This window comes from Treponema sp. OMZ 798, assembly GCF_024181385.1.
Taxonomy (GTDB): Bacteria; Spirochaetota; Spirochaetia; order Treponematales; family Treponemataceae; genus Treponema_B.
Window position 1 is genome coordinate 615,009 of the sequence record NZ_CP051305.1, and the last position, 19,034, is coordinate 634,042.

Annotated in this window: 14 protein-coding genes; 8 read left to right on the plus strand and 6 right to left on the minus strand. The window is 40.7% G+C overall.

Annotated elements, in window-relative coordinates:
* Positions 1-22: 22 nt before the first annotated feature.
* Both E4O07_RS02940 and E4O07_RS02945 read left to right on the plus strand, forming a co-directional pair.
* On the plus strand, positions 23-1,123 hold the full coding sequence (locus E4O07_RS02940) for a formylglycine-generating enzyme family protein (RefSeq protein ID WP_253687249.1): 1,101 nt from the start codon (positions 23-25) through the stop codon (positions 1,121-1,123).
* Positions 1,124-1,197: 74 nt separating this feature from the next.
* Positions 1,198-2,493, plus strand: a complete 1,296-nt coding sequence (locus tag E4O07_RS02945; RefSeq protein WP_253687251.1) for an L-cysteine desulfidase family protein — start codon at positions 1,198-1,200, stop codon at positions 2,491-2,493.
* 40 nt (positions 2,494-2,533) lie between these two features.
* On the opposite strand, the gene pbpC is transcribed toward E4O07_RS02945, so the two are convergent.
* Entirely contained in the window at positions 2,534-4,819 is a 2,286-nt protein-coding gene (pbpC, locus tag E4O07_RS02950; protein WP_253730584.1) for a penicillin-binding protein 1C, read from the minus strand.
* Positions 4,820-5,125: 306 nt separating this feature from the next.
* Here pbpC and E4O07_RS02955 point away from each other — a divergent pair, with 306 nt between their 5' ends.
* Positions 5,126-6,226 (plus strand): ISAs1 family transposase, encoded by a 1,101-nt coding sequence (locus E4O07_RS02955; protein ID WP_253730585.1) that lies wholly within the window; start codon positions 5,126-5,128, stop codon positions 6,224-6,226.
* 134 nt (positions 6,227-6,360) lie between these two features.
* Complete coding sequence (locus E4O07_RS02960; protein WP_253687256.1) at positions 6,361-8,418, plus strand: S9 family peptidase; 2,058 nt, start codon at positions 6,361-6,363, stop codon at positions 8,416-8,418.
* A gap of 78 nt (positions 8,419-8,496) precedes the next feature.
* On the opposite strand, the gene E4O07_RS02965 is transcribed toward E4O07_RS02960, so the two are convergent.
* The 5 genes from E4O07_RS02965 to E4O07_RS02985 all read right to left on the minus strand — a co-directional run bounded on the left by E4O07_RS02965 (position 8,497) and on the right by E4O07_RS02985 (position 16,033).
* Positions 8,497-9,207, minus strand: coding sequence for a class I SAM-dependent methyltransferase (locus tag E4O07_RS02965; protein WP_253687257.1), 711 nt, complete (start codon positions 9,205-9,207; stop codon positions 8,497-8,499).
* Positions 9,208-9,290: 83 nt separating this feature from the next.
* The gene (locus tag E4O07_RS02970) at positions 9,291-10,076 is read right to left on the minus strand and encodes a hypothetical protein (protein ID WP_371921957.1); all 786 of its coding nucleotides are present in this window, start codon (positions 10,074-10,076) and stop codon (positions 9,291-9,293) included.
* A gap of 14 nt (positions 10,077-10,090) precedes the next feature.
* The gene (locus E4O07_RS02975; protein ID WP_253687261.1) at positions 10,091-10,327 is read right to left on the minus strand and encodes a hypothetical protein; all 237 of its coding nucleotides are present in this window, start codon (positions 10,325-10,327) and stop codon (positions 10,091-10,093) included.
* On the minus strand, positions 10,312-10,473 hold the full coding sequence (locus tag E4O07_RS02980) for an ankyrin repeat domain-containing protein (RefSeq protein ID WP_253688115.1): 162 nt from the start codon (positions 10,471-10,473) through the stop codon (positions 10,312-10,314). The genes E4O07_RS02975 and E4O07_RS02980 overlap by 16 nt, the downstream gene beginning before the upstream one ends.
* A 1-nt stretch (position 10,474) precedes the next feature.
* On the minus strand, positions 10,475-16,033 hold the full coding sequence (locus E4O07_RS02985) for an alpha-2-macroglobulin family protein (protein ID WP_253687263.1): 5,559 nt from the start codon (positions 16,031-16,033) through the stop codon (positions 10,475-10,477).
* Positions 16,034-16,272: 239 nt separating this feature from the next.
* Here E4O07_RS02985 and E4O07_RS02990 point away from each other — a divergent pair, with 239 nt between their 5' ends.
* The 4 genes from E4O07_RS02990 to E4O07_RS03005 all read left to right on the plus strand — a co-directional run bounded on the left by E4O07_RS02990 (position 16,273) and on the right by E4O07_RS03005 (position 18,958).
* Positions 16,273-16,986, plus strand: a complete 714-nt coding sequence (locus tag E4O07_RS02990) for an energy-coupling factor transporter transmembrane component T family protein (RefSeq protein ID WP_253687265.1) — start codon at positions 16,273-16,275, stop codon at positions 16,984-16,986.
* The gene (locus tag E4O07_RS02995) at positions 16,974-17,762 is read left to right on the plus strand and encodes an energy-coupling factor ABC transporter ATP-binding protein (protein ID WP_253687267.1); all 789 of its coding nucleotides are present in this window, start codon (positions 16,974-16,976) and stop codon (positions 17,760-17,762) included. Before E4O07_RS02990 ends, E4O07_RS02995 begins: the two co-directional genes overlap by 13 nt.
* Before the next feature lie 74 nt (positions 17,763-17,836).
* A complete protein-coding gene (locus E4O07_RS03000) occupies positions 17,837-18,430 on the plus strand; it encodes a CbiM family transporter (RefSeq protein WP_253687269.1) in 594 nt (197 codons plus the stop codon).
* 42 nt (positions 18,431-18,472) lie between these two features.
* Positions 18,473-18,958 carry a hypothetical protein gene (locus tag E4O07_RS03005; protein ID WP_253687271.1) on the plus strand — a complete coding sequence of 162 codons (486 nt, stop codon included), beginning with the start codon at positions 18,473-18,475 and terminating at the stop codon, positions 18,956-18,958.
* Positions 18,959-19,034: the final 76 nt, after the last annotated feature.

Here is a 19,034-nt window from a genome sequence, read left to right on the forward strand (position 1 = left end):
ATCACCGTTTTTTGGAGGATGTATGCATTTTTTTAAGCAATTTTTGAAAAAAATTAAAAATATGGATCCTTATGCTAAGACAAATATATTTTATTTATTTCTTGCCGCGGCAATAATAGGAGGTCTGCTTTTTTTTACCCGTGAAAAAATTATAAACTATCCCTATGATTCAATCGAAAATTTTAAGACAATGATAAATGTTACAAGGAAGAGCGTAACAGTAATAGGCAAGGGAGATGACGGGGTATTTTTGGAAGGGCGGAGCATCACTTTAAGTCCCTACAAAATAGGAAAATATGAGGTTGCTTTTACCTTTTGGCACGAGGTATACAATTGGGCTGTTAACGAAAGCAAGCATAAATATGTATTTCAGTCTATGGGCCAGCCCGGAATTTTTATGACCTCCGGTTCAAGTCCTGATGACTTATACGAGATTCCTGATGTCAGAAAAAAAGCGGAATCTCTTGGTCTGCCTTATGAAACCGTAAAATGCGGTCTTTATCCCGTCACTAAAATGTCATGGAGCGATGCAATAATCTGGTGTAATGCCCTCAGCGAAAAAGAAGGTCTTGATCCTGTTTATTTTTATGACGGACAGGTTTTACGTAATTCTCTTGAGATAACAAAGAGTGAAAATCCTGAAGTGAGAATGAAAAATAACGGATACCGATTGCCTACTGAAGCTGAATGGGAATTTGCTGCAAGGGGAGGCGATGTTTCCGCTCCCGATTGGAATTTCGGCTTTGCAGGTACCGATGACTTTAACGCAGCGGATGACTATGCCTGGCATTCCGGGAACAGTTCTTTTTTAAATGCAGGTGCAATAACTGAGGTTATAGATATTCATCCTATCGGTCAAAAAAAACCTAACAGGCTCGGCCTCTACGATATGTCCGGTAACTGTTGGGAATGGTGCTTTGACAGACATAATAGAAGACAGCCCGGAGAATTTATAGATCCTATCAATAATATGGGTGCCCGTCCCCGTATTATAAAAAGCGGTTCTGCAAGAAATCCGCCGGCCTTTGCCCGAGTAAAATCTTGGGGTTATGCCGTGCCTGTAAATCCGGGATATATTTTAGGTTTTAGATTGGCCCAAACAATTACAGGAGATGATAAGTAATCCTTATCCGATATGTTGACATGATTTTAATATCCGGTTAAGATAAGGTTATAATTTTAATTTGGAGAAAGAGTATGAGCTTAGATAAATCAAAAAAGGAAAAGTATGTTCAAATTCTAAAAGAAGAGTTGGTTCCTGCCCTTGGGTGTACGGAGCCTATAGCAATCGCTTTCACAGCTGCCAATCTGCGTAAAATCATGGGAGGAATCCCCGATGAAATCTTGATTGAAAGCAGCGGAAATATAATTAAAAATGCAAAGTCGGTTATTGTGCCTAATACCGGCGGAATGAAGGGAATGGAAGCTTCAACCTTGATAGGTCTTATCGGAGGAAATGCCGATAAGGGCTTGGAAGTTTTGGCCGATGTTACTGAGGAACATGTAAAACTGGCTCATGAGTATTTAGCTAAGTCCTGTACTAAACTTAAGCTCATGGATACACCCGCAAGCCTTCACATAAGGATTACCGGAAAACTAAACGGCGATACGGGAGTTGCCGAGTTAATTCATCAACATACCAATATTGTCCTTCTTAAAAAGAATGATGAAGTTATTTTCGAAAAGCCGTACAGCTTAAACTCTGCCGCAGGGGCCTTGACCGATAGGTCCTGCTTAAACGTAAAAGATATTTTGGAATTTGCAGATACTGTTCCGGTGGATGAAGTTGCTCCTATAATAAACAGGCAGATAGAATATAATATGCGTGTTTCCGAAGACGGTTTAAAAAATTCTTACGGCATTGAAACCGGAAAAAATATTTTAAAATACAATCAAAGGAAAGGCGATCATTTTTCGGTTAAGGTTCAGGCTGAAGGCGAAGTGGCCGCTGCCTCCGATGCCCGTATGTGCGGCTGCTCTTATCCGGTTATTACCAATTCGGGAAGCGGAAATCAGGGCTTAGCCGTTTCCGTTCCTGTTGTGGTATATGCCCGCGAAAATAAGATAAATGAAGAAAGACTAATCCGCTGTCTTATTGTAAGCAATCTTTTGGCCATTCACCAAAAGACAGGAATCGGAAGACTCTCTGCTTATTGCGGGGCCGTAACTGCCGGAGCTGCCTGTGCTGCTGCTATTACCTATATGAAGGGCGGCTCTTATGAACAAATATGTGGAACAATAGCAAACACCTTAGGAACCGTATCGGGAATTCTTTGTGACGGAGCCAAGCAGTCATGCGCCGCTAAAATCGCTTCTGCCTTGGACTCGGCCCTATTTTCTCACGAGCTTGCAATGGAAGGAAACTTCTTTGCAGGAGGCGACGGAGTAGTTAAGGACGATATCGAAAAAACCATAGCAGGTATCGGTGTAGTCGCGGCCGAGGGAATGCACAAGACCGACGAGGTCGTGCTTCAAGTAATGCTCAAGGACTAATGGTCAATTTAAAAAAACTAACATAGTTTTTGGAATGTTCCTAATTCTCGTTTAAGACGTAAAAAATTCTTTTGCGGGTATTTCCCCTGTTATCTGTAAGGGTGAGCTCATGCCTTCCCCTTACAGCCTGTATCTTCATTTGATGATAGGTCTTAGTGCTGCCTAAATATTCTCCGTCCAAATCCCAGTAAATTACCGCCTCAGGGTTTTTATGAGCTGCTTCTGCAACCAAGGCACCGAGGGAGCCGTCAAGCTCTGTCGGGATATAAACCGAGGTTCCGTCTTCGGGAAAGAGAATTTCAAACTCGCCCTTATTTGATGCCGTACTTTTAGGAAGCCATTGGGGGAGTGGCCTATATTCGGGATGCCCCTGCTTATAAAAATATTCCGCGGCAGCCGGAAGGACGAACCTTTTTTCTATTTTGGGTAATTCGTTTATGTCGTTTGCCTTAACCTGAAACTTGCCGTCGGGACTTAAGGAAATGATTTTACAGTAAGGGCAGGTGCCTTGGCAATGACTTTCCCTCGGCTTTAAAACGTCCCTTGTGCCGTTACAAAACTCTCCTGCAGGATAGCCCGAATCTGCACAAGTTTTGATAAATTCAAAATCCTTTAACTCTTGTTCGGGCCATTCGGACTTTGGAAGAATATTAAAAATTTCAAAGAGGATGGGGGCAGCGAGTTTTGTGCTTGTAATTTCAGGCCTTCCCTCGCCTGAGGCGTTTCCGCACCAAACACCCACGGAATATTTAGGCGTAATGCCTATGGTCCAAGCATCCTTGTTTCCGTAACTTGTTCCCGTTTTCCATGCAATTTTTTGGTTTTCTGCATAGAGCTGCCAGACGGCTTCTTCTTCAGGCCTGTTTCCCTCTGTGAGGACATCCATGGTGATCCTAGAGGCAGCGGAAGAAAAAGGAAATTTTTCGTCAAGCTTGTTTTGCGCCCTTAACATCATCTTCCTGTAAGTGTTTGTAATTTCGTAAAGCGTTATCTCTCCTCCGCCTAAAATTAAGGGAAGGCCGTAGTCATCGGCAGAGCGGTTAAAGGTGGTAAAGCCCGACCGCTTTAGAATATCCAAAAAGGCAGGTACGGTAAATTCTCGTAAGGCCCGTATAAAGGGAATGTTCAAGGAATAGGATAGAGCCTTTCGGGCAGGGATTGCTCCCGAATATCTGTAGTTACTGTTTTGAGGCGTGTAGCCTGCAATCTTTGTCGGAATATCGATGAGGAGCTGATCAGGTAAAATCATTCCCGCGTCGAGCATGGCCGCGAACAAAAAAGGTTTTAGTAAGCTCCCGGAACTCCGTCTGGCATAGATCATATCGACATGTTCGTTTTTTGCATTCGCACTTTGAAGCCCTGTGTTTCCTATATAGGCTAGAGTTTTTCCCGTTTCGGTATCTAAAATTAAAACGGCCGTATTGTAAACTCCGCTTAAAAGATTTCTTTTAAAATGATGATCTGCAATTTCAAAAACTATTTCCTGTAAAGAGGCATCCAGACTGCTTATGTTTTTTTGATTGGAGCTTTGTGTTTTTGAAAACTCAAGGTAGTGGTAGGCCTTTTGCGGAAGGGCTTTGGGTTTATCGGGAACGGGTTCCGCAAGAGAAAGGACATAGGTTTCTTCATCTATTTTTTTTTGCAAAAAAAGATTGTATAAAAGATTGTCTCTTTTTTGTTTTAAGATTTCGCTTCCTTTTCCCGGGCGTACGAGAGATGGCTGATTTGGAAGAACTGCCAAGCAGGCCGCTTCTGCCCAGGTTAAGTCATCGGGGCTTCTGCCGAAGTACCGCCATGAGGCAGCTTCAAGCCCGACCACGTTTCCGCCGTAGGGCGCATGGGAAGAATAAAGATTAAGGATATTTTCTTTTGAATAGGAAAGCTCCAAAAAAAGAGACAAAAAGCTTTCTTTTAGTTTTTGCTTAAAAGTCCTTAAAGAATTTTTTTCCGAAAGGCGGGCGGTCTGCATCGTAATTGTAGAAGCCCCCGAAACTATTTTTCCCTTTACCGTATTTTCTTTGACAGCCCTAAAAACCGAAAGAGGGTCTATCCCGAAATGAAAATAAAAGTTTTTGTCCTCGTAGGAAAGCAGGGCTTCTTTGTATTTTAGAGGCAGGCTTGTATTTTGCGGAAAGCGCCATTGCCCGTCCCTTGCAGCCGAGGCCCCCAAGAGTTTTCCGTCTGAACTGTAGAGGGTAAAAGAATAATCGTTTTTAAAATCGGGAGTAAAAAAAACTATTGACAGTAAAACTATGCCGGTAAAAATAAAGGCAGGGAGCAGGGCTTTTAAGATTTTCTTTTTAGGCAGCTGTTCGGGAAAATACATTCTTTTTGTTCTCCGGAAGGTATTATAGCATAAGGGAAAAAAAGATAATAGGGCATCTCTAAAAACCTTGTTGGATTTTTAGAGGCTCCCAATAGTATTTAAGCGTGTTGTTTTTTTAATTTAACCGCGGAGTACGCAAAGGACGCAAAGAAATTTTTAAGTAGGTTTTTGTAAGGACTTTCTTTAATAATCCTTGACGAAGTTGAGCGAATTTGCAAGGCTTGGTTTTGATTTGGATAATAAGGATAAGTTGTTTAGTTATGATTCACGGCTTACGCATGAAAAAAAATAGCCGATATTTAAAGTATGAAAACATTAAAAGAATATTTTAACGAACTTAATGATAATCGTCAGTCGGGCAAAGTAAAACATCTAATCAGCGAAATATTGGTAATAGCACTGTGTGCTGTTTGTAGCGGAGTTCAAACTGTATTTGAAATAGGGGAATTTGCCGAAGTAAAAAAGGATTGGCTAAAAAATGAGGTAGGACTCTTGTTAGAAAATGGAGTTCCTTCGCACGACACCATAGGAAGAGTCCTTGCGATGATTAATCCCAAACAATTTCAAAGCCTTTTTATCTCGTGGATTGAACAATCCCTTAATATTCCAACAGGTTCATACATTCACATTGATGGAAAAACATTACGTGGAAGTGCAAGTGAACAAAGTAGAGGTATTCATTTGGTAAGTGCATTCGCTCACGAAGCGGGAGTTGTACTAGGACAAATAAAATGTGCTGAAAAATCGAATGAAATCACAGCAATTCCTGAACTCCTTAACCTTTTAAAACTAAAAAGCTCGATAATTACTATAGATGCCATGGGGTGTCAAAAAGAAATAGCAAAAGAAATCACAAAGAAAAAATGTGATTATGTATTGGCTCTAAAAGAAAATCAGCCGGCAGCGTATAATGATGTAAAAGATTATTTTTCTATAGAAGACAAAGACTTTCAAAACACACTTTTAAGATTTGAAACCTTGGATATAGGGCATGGCAGAGAAGAAAAAAGAGAATACTTTCTTTCAACTAATATAAACTGGTTTGCAGATAAGAATAAATGGGCAAATTTAAAGAGTTTTGGAATGGTCAAAAGCACTGTAAGGTGCAAAGGCAAACAATACAGTGAAAAGCGTTACTTTATTAGCAGCATAGAGGATATAAATGAGTTTGTAACAGCTGTAAGAACACATTGGACAATAGAAAACACTTTACACTGGTCGCTGGATGTAATATTTAGAGACGATGAATGTCAAATTCGAGAAAAAAATACTGCTGAAAACATAGCAATTTTAAGGAGGATTTGCTTTAATCGAATGAAAATGTATCAAAATGGTAAAACTCTGAAAAGGAAGAAAATGCTTTGTACTTTTGATGATTCATTTAGGTTCAACGTTTTATTTAGCTGAGGAATTCATGCGTAAGCCGTGGTTATGATTATATCCCTGTAGACGGAAAACCTTCATCTCCTTATAATGTAGGCTGAAAATATACTGAGCATAAGAATATGCTCTTATGCTCATAAAAATTTAGGAGAAACAAATTGAAGCAATCCGATTTTGGAAAACCGCCCATGGCGGAAATAAAAGCAACGAATTTCGAGAAGTTTGGAAAGACGAGAACCGATAATTATTATTGGCTTAAGGACAAGACCGATAAAAATGTTATCGATTATCTAAATGCAGAAAATGCTTATACGGATACGGTAATGGCCTCTTCAAAAGATTTACAAAAGAGTATTTACGATGAAATTGTAGGCCGTATAAAAGAAGACGATGAAACCTATCCCGTTTTTGAAAACGGATATTATTATTACAACCGCGTCGAAAAAGGAAAGCAGTACCGAACCTATTGCAGAAAAAAAGCTTCCCTCGATGCACATGAAGAAATTATCTTTGATGTGAACAAGATGGCAGAAGGAAAACAGGCCTTTATTTTTATGGATTATATAGTAAGCCCTGATAATAAAAAGGCCTGTTATTTTTATAACGAAACGGGCTCCTTTGCTGAGTTTACTTTAAAAGTGCGCAATCTTGAAACGGGAAAAGACACCGGCTTTAGCTACGACGGAGCCGCTTCTGCGGCATGGGCATCTGACAGCGGAACTCTTTTTTACAGCGCAATCGACAGCACCCTGCGTTCAAGCAAGGTCTTACGCCAAGGCCTTAATGAAGAGGCAGGAACTCTTGTTTACGAAGAAAAGGATGTAAAGTTTTCCTGCTATGTAAGCGGTACAAAAACAAGGGACTTTATTTTTATTTCAAGTTCAAGTTCTACAACTTCCGAAGATCGTTTTATACGCGCCGATAAGCCTGAAGAAGAATTTAAGAGCTTTCTTCCGCGAGTTAAGGATACGGAATACTCCGTTCATCCTCACAAGGAAAAGTTTTTTATCCGCTGGAAGGATAAGCAAAACCTAAACGGCAAGATCTATTCCGCTCCTCTTTCTTCTTATTCGGATAAATCTACATGGAAGGAAGAAAGAGCCCATGACGAAGATGTACGCATTGAAGCCGTTTCCGTATTTGAAAACTACCTTGTGTTAGAGCTCCGCAAAAACGGCCTTATCGAGATTGAAGTTAAATCTCTTAAAACGGGCGAGGTCAAAAATATTTCCTTCCCCGAACCCGTTTATACGGCCTATTTGGGGGCAAACCCCGAATACACTTCTTGTAAGGTGCGCTATAACTACACCTCCTTAAACCGCCCCAACAGCTTGTACGATTACGATATAGTAAGCGGAAAATCGGTCTTGTTAAAACAGCAGGAAGTTCCGTCAGGCTTTAACCCTGATGACTACACTGTAGAGAGACTTTGGGCAACGGCAAAAGACGGAGTAAAGGTTCCTATGGCTGCCGTTTATAAAAAAGGCTTGGCAAAGGATGGCGCAGCTCCGGCTCTTCTATATTCTTACGGAAGCTACGGCTACAGCTCTGATGTGTATTTTAGTCCGAGCGTTTACAGCCTTGTCGAAAGGGGTTTTGTGTACATAGTTGCTCAAATCAGGGGCGGAAGCGACATGGGAGAGCAATGGTATGAGGACGGTAAGCTCTTAAAAAAGAAGAATACCTTTACCGACTTTATAGCCTGTGCCGAGCACCTGATTTCTCAAAAATATACTTCTTCGGAAAAAATTGCAATCATGGGCGGAAGTGCGGGCGGTCTTCTTATGGGAGCCGTCACAAACATGCGTCCTGATCTTTTCCATTCGGTTGTAGCTGCCGTTCCCTTTATAGACGTTGTTACCACCATGCTCGACGATTCCTTACCCCTTACTACAGGCGAATACGAAGAGTGGGGCAACCCGAACGAGGAGGAGTACTATAACTACATGCTTTCATATTCACCCTATGACAATATCGAAGCAAAAGATTATCCGCACATTCTTGTAACAGGCGGTTTAAACGATTCGCAAGTTCTTTTCCACGAGCCTGCAAAATATACGGCAAAGCTGCGCGCAAAGAAAACCGGGGATAATATTTTAATCCTCCACATGAATATGGATTCAGGCCACGGAGGCGCTACCGGCCGCTATGACAGAATTAAGGACACAGCCTTTGAATATGCTTTTATTCTTAACATGGTAGGGATAGATAAATAGCTTTTGTTTCTTTAATCACCGCAATTCCGGTCAAGGTTTTGCGGTGAACTTTTAACGGTTTCTTTATACCTTAAGCACTTATTTTTCTGCAGCGTAGATTGTCGAGTATTCCGTTAAATCGCTTGGGGTAAAATTATAATCAGAATAGCAGCCTATCTTTTTAAAGCCTGCTTTTTTTAAACTTTCTTTTAAAAATTCCTGTTTTAGGGGGAGCAAAAAGGTATGATCCGATAGACTTTCGTTATTTTTTTTATCCGTAAAGTTTATGATAAATTTAAGCCTTTCTTGTTCTGCAAAATCATAGGAACGTTTAAAAATAAAATCCCCATTTTCGATTGTTTTAAAATTTACCTTTTGTTCTGAAATAATTTTATCGTAATTTAATATCTGGAAGATAAAAACTCCGTCTCCTAAAAGGCTTTTATAAATATAAGAAAAAAATAAAAAAACTTCATTCTTATTTTTTAGGTGAGGAAGAGTGTTGCCGAAACAGAATACGGCGTTGAGTTGCCCGAATTTTACAATGTTGAGCATATCCTCAACTTCAAATCTTATATTTGAAGCGGAAGGTCTTATTTTATTTTGTGCAATCGAAATCATTTTTATGTTTAGGTCTATTCCGGTTGGTGTAAAACCTTCATTTAAAAGAGTAAAACAAAGCTCTCCCGTTGCACATCCTGCATCGATAATTTTTCCTTTTTTACAAAAAGTTTTAATAAAGTCAACTTTTTCTTTTTCGAGAGGAAAAATTGTTTCGTAATTTTCTGCAATTAAATCGTAAAGTTTCATAAGGCATCCTCTTCTTATTAAAAATTATAACAGATATTTTAATAGTGCCGAAGTTCGAACTTTGCACTTCGACATTCGCTTCTTCACTCGGTAAACTCGAATAGAACTCCGTATGTTTTTTGGGGGTCGGTATAAACCGATGAGCCCGTATCTTTACCGATTAAATCTTTTTCCGATAAAAAGGATCGCGCCTTCTCTAAGGATTTAACCTTTACTTCAAAACTTATAAACTTGTCGTAATCGCCTTTGATTATTTCGATATTTGGGGAGGCTTCTATTTCCCAAAAGCCTTCTTTAGTTTCTTTGTGCGGAACAAGAAGCTTCCTCCATAAATCGAGGGTCTTTGTATAATCGCTGTATGCTATTTTTACTTTTTCTACATATCGAATCCCTAGGTTTCCTCCGGGTTCTTTTTCCGGTCTGTTGACAGGAATTTGATACTCGCAAAAAAAGACTGTTCCTCCTGTAGACAGCTCATTACAGATTAGATTTTTCCAATACTGATTTGAATAAAGATTTGTTTCTTTAAATCCTTTTTCTCTTAGCCTGTCCTGTATATCCGAAACCTTCATTGCAGGTTCAAAGGCCATTCCCAGTATTCCCTCAATGTCTTCTTCTATTTTAAAGTCAATCGCTTCCAATACACAGTTCCCGAATTCTATTCCCCCGCTTGTAAAATTACCCATACTGCGGTACTGCCATGAGACTGGTAAATCAAATGTATATACCAGCATGTCGTATAATTCTTTGGGCTCCTTGCAGGTCAGCATAAAATGATCAATCTTTTTAACAAAGATTTCTTGACTCTCTTTTGAAGCGCAGGCTGTTAATAATAAGCTTAGACATAAAATAATTAGGTTGCTTTTCATCATTTTCTCCGGTTTTATAAAGATTTTAAGTAAGTAATTAATTCTTCATTCTTTGCTAAAAGAGCATAATCTTTTATTGTCATGCCGTCCTGCTCTCCGCCTGTAACTTTTTCATCTATGCAGGCGCCTTCTGAGATTACATAGTCAAGCATTTTTTTGTCGCCGCCTAAACCGACGGCGTGAATTATCGAAAAACTATAATCCGCTTTAATTAAAACATCTGCTCCTTTTTCGATTAAAAACCAAAACAAGTCTTTATAGCCGAATTCGCTGCTTCCATAACAGCCGTAAATCCGTCCTTGTCTTGAGTATTAATATCAAAGCCGTTTTGTAAATAAGCTTTTATAAGTTCAGCATTGTTCTTTTTTGCAGCTTTTATAAATTCGTCAATGTGCATATTACTCAAAAGCCTTGATCCTTGTGCCGGGGAGGATTGCCCTATATGCGTAATCGTACATTGCTTCGACAAAGATTGCCGGTATATAGTATTCTCCTCCATATGTTACGGTTCCCGTAAACTCAAAGTCCTTTGTGCCGTAGCCCTCCAAGGCAAAGTGTGTGTAAATATGGGTGTCTTTTAAATCTTGGAAGTCGTATAATTGTCTTGCGTTACGTTTGTCTTCCGAATCCGTATCGTCATCGCCTCCCAGCCTTGTGTTTGTAATCTCCCAGCCTGTCGGGATGGGGATTGAAAGGGTAAGGTTTTCAAGAGCTCCTTGAGTCTTATTGTGAACTCTTACGCTCATCTTAAATCTCTGTCCTTTTTTAAGAGCTTCAGGAGAAACTTCCTGCCCGTCTTCATTTCTATAGACAAGGTTAAGTCTTAGGTTTTCTTCAATGCGTGTTTCAGTTCCCGGATTGAGTTTGCCTGCCGTGTTGATTGCGGCAAAGATTGGCGTATTTCCGGTATTTTTAATTTCTATCTTTTTTTCCGCTTCGGTATTTACAGGAATCTTATGAAGCTTTGAGGCATTGTTCAATTTATCTTTGATGACGTTTGCTTCGGTTACAATTTCGTAGCTTACACTCTTATTCTTATCAAAGGCATAGTGAGGAGCGAGGGCTAAAAGAATCCAAGCCGTTTCCTGTGTCGAAAGCCATTCATTGCTTGAAGAAATTTTTGCAAGCTTCGAAATAAGGTTTGTCGTCTTTGCATTTTCTCCGGCCATGGTGTAGGCATTTAATATTAAGGCGAGGTCTCTGATGTTCGACGAAAAGTTTCCGCCTGTGCTTCTGTAAACACTTGTCGGCTCGTAGAGTTTTTCGAGCATGGTCTTGGCTGTACTGTTGTGGCCTGCAAGACTGTAAGCGTTTGCAAGGAAGGCCCTTGATACAGAGTTAAGGCTTTGCTCCATATTTTTTAAGCGGTTCATCGCTCCTATTTCGGCTTTGCCTGCGAGGGCGAGGGTGTAGAGGCGGTAGGCTTGAGCTTCCATGCTGTCTGCGAAGGTGCCTGCCCAATTCTTTGCCGTTTCGGTTTGATGGGAAAGCCAACTTTGGTAGATACTGTCGTTTACTTCATAACCTGCCTTTTTGGCTTCTACCATAAAGTGTCCTGCATAGTTTGTAGCCCACGCACTTTCATATCCTCCGTCAGGCCAATAGCTGAATCCTCCCGACCTTAACTGATAGTTTATGTAGCGGTCCAGAACCGAGTTTACATTGCTCTTAGCCCTGTCGATTTCGGTTTGGTCTAAGGCCGTTATGGTGTTTAGATATAATTGCGGGAAGGCCTTGGAAGTGATCTGCTCTATGCAGCCGTAAGGATAGCCCAAAAGATAGGCCAATCGGTTTTCAAGTCCGAGGGCCGGCATTTGAGATACTTCTATGTTTAAACTCTTTGTTCCGTTTTCGCCCTTTAGCGGAAGAGTTTTTGCAAAGGTTTTTCCGGCTTCGATATTTATGAGCTCAACCGTAGAGTAGGGTGTTCCTCTGGAAAGTACATCGATTTCGGTTACGGCCTTTGCCATTTTTGAAATGCCTGAGGCTGAAGCTTCCGCCGTAAATTTTGCAATGCCGCCCTTATCCGTTTTTACCGTAAAGAAAACGGAAGAGTCGGAATTTGCAGGGATGCTGACTTCTTTTGTTTCGTTTGAGTTTACGGCTCCCTCGCTCTTTAAAACTACCCTTGCTTTTTTTTCGGAAGAGGTTCCGTTAAAAACCGTTACGGGAACCTCTATTGTTTCTCCTATGCCCATGGTGCGGGGAAGGGTCGGCATTACGATAAGATCGCTTTTTACCTTTACGGTTTCTTCCTTTATACCGTAGGCTCCGTCCTTGCCTGCAACTGCCATGATGCGCAAGGCTCCGATGTATTGAGGAAGATCGAATTCGATTGTTTTCTTTTCCTTTGCCTTGATTTCAAAGGGGCCGAAAAAGTAAACTATCGGTTTAAAGCGTTCAGCATTCTTTGAGGTTTTATTATCTATAAAGCCTCCTCCTCCTACCGAGAGAATAGACTCTATCTTTCCGCTATACGCTCCGATTACGTACTTGTAAATATCCCAAGAGGCAATTTGTGAAGATTCTTTTTTATAAAAGCTGTCCCAAGGGTTGCCCGTATAAAAGGCTGTAAGTCCCAGTAAGCCCTCATCTACAACGGCAACAGTAAAGGTCATGGGTCTGCCCTTTTCTTCGCTTACCGTAAACGAAACCTTGCTGTTAGGCTCAAAGCTTTGTTCCGTATTTATGACGGGACTTAGGCGGGATAATTTGTTTTCGATCATTACGGGAGTTATACCGTACATTCTTATGGGGAGGCTGTTTTTTGTCTGGCTGTGCTCCTGTATTAAACTTACATGAGCATAGATATTCGGCGCCATTGAAGGATCTAGTTTTATTTTGTACGAAAAAATCTTCCCCTTGGATTTTACCCATTCTTGTTTTAGAACCTTGCCGTTTTTTTCGACCGTGATGAGGGCTTTTGCTCCCTCATAACCTGGGAAGGTAATTTCGGCCGTTTCGTCTGCATAGTATTTTGCTTTGTCGGTTGTGAGCATTATGATTGAATCGCTTGACTCATCAGTTGTTCTTCTGCTTGCCCAGCCCTCCCAGTCGAAGTATACAACCTGAGCAGAGCTGTGTCCGCCGTTCGGATCCGAAACCATAATCAAATATCGGCCCCAGCTTCCGTTATCTACCTTTATGTTCAGCTTTGCCTTTCCGTCCTTTGCCGATATGCTCCAGTCCCTTACATGACGGGTATGCCTTGAGTTTGTGTAGTTGGCGGCTTCTTCATCTTTTTCCCACCACCAATACCATTCGAGTTTATAGAGGCTGACCTTTAAAGCTGCTCCTTCTTTTACAGGATTTCCTTCAGGATCCAAGACCACAAAATTTAAACTTTGGTCTTTTCCGGTATAAAGCATCTCGCGGTATTCGTCATCGCTTTTAGGAATCTGCATTCCTACATAACGTGAATAAGGAGAATAATCGAATACCTTGTTTTCCATAGAGAAGGCACCGGAAGGTTCGTATATCCTTGTTTCAAAAACAGCCTTTAATTTTCCGGGAGATTTAGCTTCCGATGAAAGATAAAGATTTATATCGGCCTTTCCCGAATCATCTAAATTTCCTTCCCAAATTTTATTTAGATCTTGTTGTACTCTAAGTTCGGGATTTATAAAATTATAGTTTTTATAATTTTCAAATGGATTTCTGTTTAAGACATAGCGGGCGGAAATCTCGGCCTTTAAGCCTGAAGCCTTAGCTCCGTGGAGCCATTCGCCTCCGATTACTGCCGGATTGTATCCTTCCGAAAAATATTTTGCTTTTGGATTAAGATTTACAAAAAGACGGTTGGGCACAATGGCTTCAACCTTTATGCTCTTAGACCAAGTTTTTCCTCCGGCGGTAACCCTGGCATACCAAGTGCCGGTCTTGTCTTGAGGATTAGTTTTAGTATCTATTCTGTAAAAACCGTCCACCGAAGAGGTAAAGACCTTGGACTCCGTTTTTTTTCCTAAGGGGTCTTCAAGGTAGAATTTAACGGGATAATCTTTGGGGAGGTTCTTTTCCAAATCCTGTAAAATAAATACCAGATGAATATCGTCGCCCGGCCGCCAAACTCCGCGCTCCCCGTAAATATAGCCCTTGACTCCTTTTTTTGAAGATTCGCCTTCTACCTGAAAGTGACTTGTAGAAAGTATATCGGAATTAAGGGGAAGCCAGTTGACATCTCCATTTTTTTCGGCTTTGATAAGGAATGCTTGGTTTTCGTTTTTGAGCATCAAAAGTCCGTCGCTGTCGGTTTTTCCGGACTCCAATTCTTTTTGAGCAAAGTTGAATAAGCTTATCTTGACTCCGCTCATGGGTTCTGCCGTCAATAAGTCGGCGGCGCTTATATAGAGTTTACCGTCTCTGTCTTTTTTTGCAGATAGGCCTATGTTAGAAACCAAGACCTTTTTTATCGCCATACAATATTTACTGTAAGAAGGGAGGTAGAAGGCCGGATGATTCGGGTTTTCTCTCTGCTGCCAAAAGTTGTATCTATCCTCGTCTTCTATCTCCGAAGTGTTCCAATAATCTGTTTCAATGTTTTTAAAGTTTTCAAGTTCGCTTATGTCCTTGGGGAATGGAAGGTGTGCAAACTCGTTATTCTTTGAAGGAGATTGGTACATGCTGTGTTTTTTTGTAAAGCTCGCACGAAGCTCGAACATTCCGCCGGGGAATTGTTTTACCAGTTTGCTTATATCCAGGGAGTGCTGAACTGTTTTATTTTTCATTGAGCTCGTCCATTCAAAGTCAAAGCTTTGTCTCCAAACAGGCTCTCCAACGCGGTTTAGTTCATCACTTCCGTCTATGCTATTTATTTGAAAGAACTGAGCCATGTTCTTATCGTAGATTTGAAAGGCTTCGAGCATGAGACCGCTTATATTCTTTGTAGAAACAAGGACAGACATTTCCTTTGCCGGAGTTATGTTTCCTGCCTTTGTAAAGCGTATGATAGGCTTTTCCCAGGCAACAGTTATTGCAAAATCCGCTTCCGACTCAAGCTTTTTTCCTCTTGAGTTTTTTATTCCGGGAAGAATCGATATCTTTGTATCGTCGGGGAATATTCCGCTTTGTGAAAATATTTTAAGCTTGTATCCGTCGATGCTGTATCTAAAAGGAATTTCGGGAGAAGAAGCAATTCTTATAAAACCCCTTAAATCTTGTGACGGGTCGAGAGCATCCGAAAAGTTTACGCTTATTTCGCTTCCGGTTTCTTGATAAAACGAAGTTACCTGAAAAACAGACTGGGCAGCAACAGTAAAACCCCTGGAGTCTCCTCCGGCTCCTCCGAGGGCTGCCAGATCCCATGAGATATTTAAATGCTGCACTTCTTTTTTTCTGCTTATTTCTTTTATGATGATCTTATATTGATTGGAATTTGGGCCTTGACTTACCTTTACGGCCGGGTTTGACTTTGTATTTCCTAATTTTAACTCGGCCGTAAGCATCTTCTCTATTGAAGTGATGCTTTCAGGGATATCCGTTTCGCCTATACCCTCAAATCTAAAAATATTCTCCCTTTTTTCGTCAGGAATGAGTTCCCCCGATAAAAGAATAAATTCCGGCCGGGCTATACTGAAGGTAAGGCTTACAGTCTTTTTCTTTTCGGTGTTTTCGAGGAGGAGGCTTACATCCAAATCTAAGTTTAGGTCAGTCTTAAAATTATAGGCCGATGAGGGGATAAAGCTTATTTGATTTTTACCGATTATCTTCCATTCGCCTGAGGGCTTGGGATTAAAAACGCAGGCCTTTTCGAGGTTCTCAGGATACTTTATTTCTTCCTTAAAAATCACATTAATAGGCTCAAGCCGCTTTAAGGCTCCGTAGCTTACACTTTCAATATCATCCATTGCATTTTGCAAGGTTTGTTCACTTTTTTTACAACCGGCAACAAAAACCGATACCGACAAAACAAAAATAAGAGCTTTTAAAAGCTGTTTTAATGAGGGGGTTAAACTTTTCATAGCTATATAATAGCACAGAGTATGAAAATTTTCAATTGAGACATAAGTAAAAATGTACAAGGATGTCCGATTCAATAACTGCCACGGACGGCGGTGGTTCCATGCTTTAGAGAGTTTTGCTGTCAAGCAAAACTCTAAGCTTAAAATCGGACACGGATGTCCGATTTTAACCGAACCCCTTGTCTTTCTCCTACAAAAGTGCTATAAAGTAAAGAGTTTCTTACAAGGACTTTAAAATCATGGATGGGTTAAAAAAGGCGCCTCACATAACTTTATACATTCTTTTCTTTTTTTTGTTTTATCTTTCGAGCGTTAAGCATATAGAAGTTTTAATACTCTGGGTTTTTATAGTTATTTCCATGATCTTGATTTTTTCGCCTGAAAGGATTAAAAACTTAAAATCGGTTTTGGGTGTGCTGCCCTTTGTGATAATGGTGCTCCTTCCCTTTTTTATCCGCGGTTTTTACAATGTGCCGATAGAGCAAAGATATTTTTCTGCAAAGCTCATACTCCGCCTCATGTGTGCGATGATGACTATTTCCTTTATTTCTTCAAAATACTCTTATCTTTATTTGGTCGAAGGCGTGATGAAGCTCGGCCTTCCCAATTTCTTAAATCAAATTATTTCCCTTACCTTTAGATATTTCTTTATGGTAAGGACAGATATAGACAAGACCGCAAAGGCGATGAATGCCCGCTGTTTTGACAATGCCCGTACCTTTTCAAAGGTTTCAACCTACGGCGAAATGATAGGCGGCTTTTTTTTGAAGGCGGCGGATCACGGCGACAAGGTTTATAATGCTATGAGAGCTCGGGGCTTTACCTCCGAAACAAAATTTAAGCCCGAAAAAATTGCCTCGCCCCTTTATATAGGCCTTCTTGTCTTCTTTGTTTTGCTCTTTGCGAGTCTTACAATAATAGAAAGATTTATGGAGATCCCATGGCTGTTTTAATCGAAAATTTATCCTACACCTATCCCGACGGAAGGAATGCAATACACAGTATAAATGCTCATTTTGAAAAAGGAAAAAAGACCGCCGTAGTCGGTCTAAACGGTTCCGGTAAGTCAACCCTTCTTTATCATCTTAACGGAACAATTTTGCCTCAAACGGGAAGGGTGAGCATCTTGGGAGAGGATGTTTCCAAAAAGAGTTTAAATTCGATAAGAAAAAAATCGGGCTTCTTGTTCGATTATCCCGATCATCAGCTTTTTTTGACAAGCGTCTACGAGGACATAGGTTTCGGTCTAAAGAACTTAGGTATGGATAGGGAAGAAATAGAAGCAGCCGTAAACCGTATCTTAAAAAAGCTTAATATCGAGTACTTAAAGGATTATTCGCCCTATCAGCTTAGCTTGGGGCAAAAGAAGATTTGTGCCATAGCAGGCGTCCTTGTTATGGAGCCTGAAATCATCGTATGCGATGAACCCTTTTCGGGGCTTGACAGCAAGGTAAAATCTGCCTTTAAAGCTATCTTGGATGATTTCTCCAAGGAAGGAAAGACGATTATTTTTTCGACCCATGATCAGGATTTTTGTTATGAGTGGGCCGATAATGTTTATGTGATGAACGAGGGAGAGCTGGTTGCTGGAGGGGAGGCCGTGAGCGTTTTTAATAATGCAGAGGTGCTTCAAAGGGCCGGCATAGTTATGCCTAAACTTGCAAGGCTTTTCGGCCATAAAAATCCGGCCCCGCGTTCTGTTGAAGATGCCTTACATCTATTGTTATAGGGTATAGGAGGTTTGATAAACAGCTCGGCACAAATCGTGCCTCACTGTTTATCTGCCGAGTTTTAGGAGGAGTTATGCATATATCCGATGGAGGATTATCGACGGCGGTTTGTGCCGTGGGTTATGCGGCCGGTGCTGTAGGAATTGCGTTTGCCGTCAAGGGAACAAAAGAAGAGGATATCCCGAAGATAAGTCTTATGGCGGGAACTTTTTTTGCTATTTCGTTAATTATGATTCCGATCCCGCCGAGCTCGGTTCATCCGCTCATGTGCGGTCTGATAGGAATTATTGTCGGGCGTAAGGCGCCCCTTGCGTTTTTTCCTGCCCTGCTGCTGCAAGCTCTCTTGTTCCAGCACGGCGGGATTACAACCCTCGGAGCCAACACCCTGATGCTTTCCGTTTCTTCAATATTATCGGCAATTATTTTTTATAATTGGAAGAGCGATAATGTGCTTTTAAAGGGAACGGTTATCGGGGCTCTTTCCGTAATCTTTGTAGTTTTGGTTTTGTCGGTTCTTCTTATGACGGGTGGAAGTTTTGCAAAGGAGACCTTTATAGCCCTCTTTGTTTCTCACTCAGTCGTCATGGCGGTTGAAGCTGTAATTACCGGCTTTGCAGTCAAGCTCATGATGAAGGCGAGACCCGACTGGTTTAAAAGGAATTTATAAAAAAAATCTTAATTAATTTGATTTTTATATAGAAGGTAAATTATGAAAAAATATGCTTTTACATTATTGTTTTTATTTGTTGTAAGCTTTGCAGCTTTTTCTCATGCAATGTTTTTGGAACTAGTAGAGCCCGGAGTTTTTCAGGTGCAGTATGACGGCGGAGGCTTTACCCCCGGCACCAAGGTTATCCTTTATTCAGACGGAGGCTTTGATGTAATTCAAGAAGGTGTGGTAGATGATAAGGGATTTTACCGCTTTGATCCCTCTCTTAAAGTAATGTCGGCAGAGGCTTCGGATGGGGCAGGCCATGTTGCCTATTGGGAGGCAAGCGAAGAAGAAATGTCAGAAGAAGGAACTTCAAAAGAAGTCGAATCTTCCGAAGCTTCTGCAGCAAAACCGAAACGAATCAAAACCAAAAGACCGAGTAAGCTCCCAATAATTTTGACCGTTTTAAATACCTGTGCAATTGTTTTTCTGTTCTTTGAATTTAGAACCTTTAAAAAGAAGGTATTAGATAAAAAGAATTAAAATTAGATTTCTTTATTTTGAAGTTTATATTAGGAGAAGGACAAGACTTTAATTATTCCATATTGGATAGTATTTT

Bases quoted from the DNA above. Each gene is read 5' to 3' on its own strand.
- E4O07_RS03005 (WP_253687271.1), top strand. From the start codon at position 18,473: ATGAAAAAATATGCTTTTACATTATTGTTTTTATTTGTTGTAAGCTTT.
- E4O07_RS02965 (WP_253687257.1), bottom strand. From the start codon at position 9,207: ATGAAACTTTACGATTTAATTGCAGAAAATTACGAAACAATTTTTCCT.
- E4O07_RS02970 (WP_371921957.1), bottom strand. From the start codon at position 10,076: ATGAAAAGCAACCTAATTATTTTATGTCTAAGCTTATTATTAACAGCC.
- E4O07_RS02995 (WP_253687267.1), top strand. From the start codon at position 16,974: ATGGCTGTTTTAATCGAAAATTTATCCTACACCTATCCCGACGGAAGG.
- E4O07_RS02945 (WP_253687251.1), top strand. From the start codon at position 1,198: ATGAGCTTAGATAAATCAAAAAAGGAAAAGTATGTTCAAATTCTAAAA.
- E4O07_RS02980 (WP_253688115.1), bottom strand. From the start codon at position 10,473: ATGCACATTGACGAATTTATAAAAGCTGCAAAAAAGAACAATGCTGAA.
- E4O07_RS02990 (WP_253687265.1), top strand. From the start codon at position 16,273: ATGGATGGGTTAAAAAAGGCGCCTCACATAACTTTATACATTCTTTTC.
- E4O07_RS02955 (WP_253730585.1), top strand. From the start codon at position 5,126: ATGAAAACATTAAAAGAATATTTTAACGAACTTAATGATAATCGTCAG.
- E4O07_RS02940 (WP_253687249.1), top strand. From the start codon at position 23: ATGCATTTTTTTAAGCAATTTTTGAAAAAAATTAAAAATATGGATCCT.
- pbpC (WP_253730584.1), bottom strand. From the start codon at position 4,819: ATGTATTTTCCCGAACAGCTGCCTAAAAAGAAAATCTTAAAAGCCCTG.
- E4O07_RS02985 (WP_253687263.1), bottom strand. From the start codon at position 16,033: ATGAAAAGTTTAACCCCCTCATTAAAACAGCTTTTAAAAGCTCTTATT.
- E4O07_RS03000 (WP_253687269.1), top strand. From the start codon at position 17,837: ATGCATATATCCGATGGAGGATTATCGACGGCGGTTTGTGCCGTGGGT.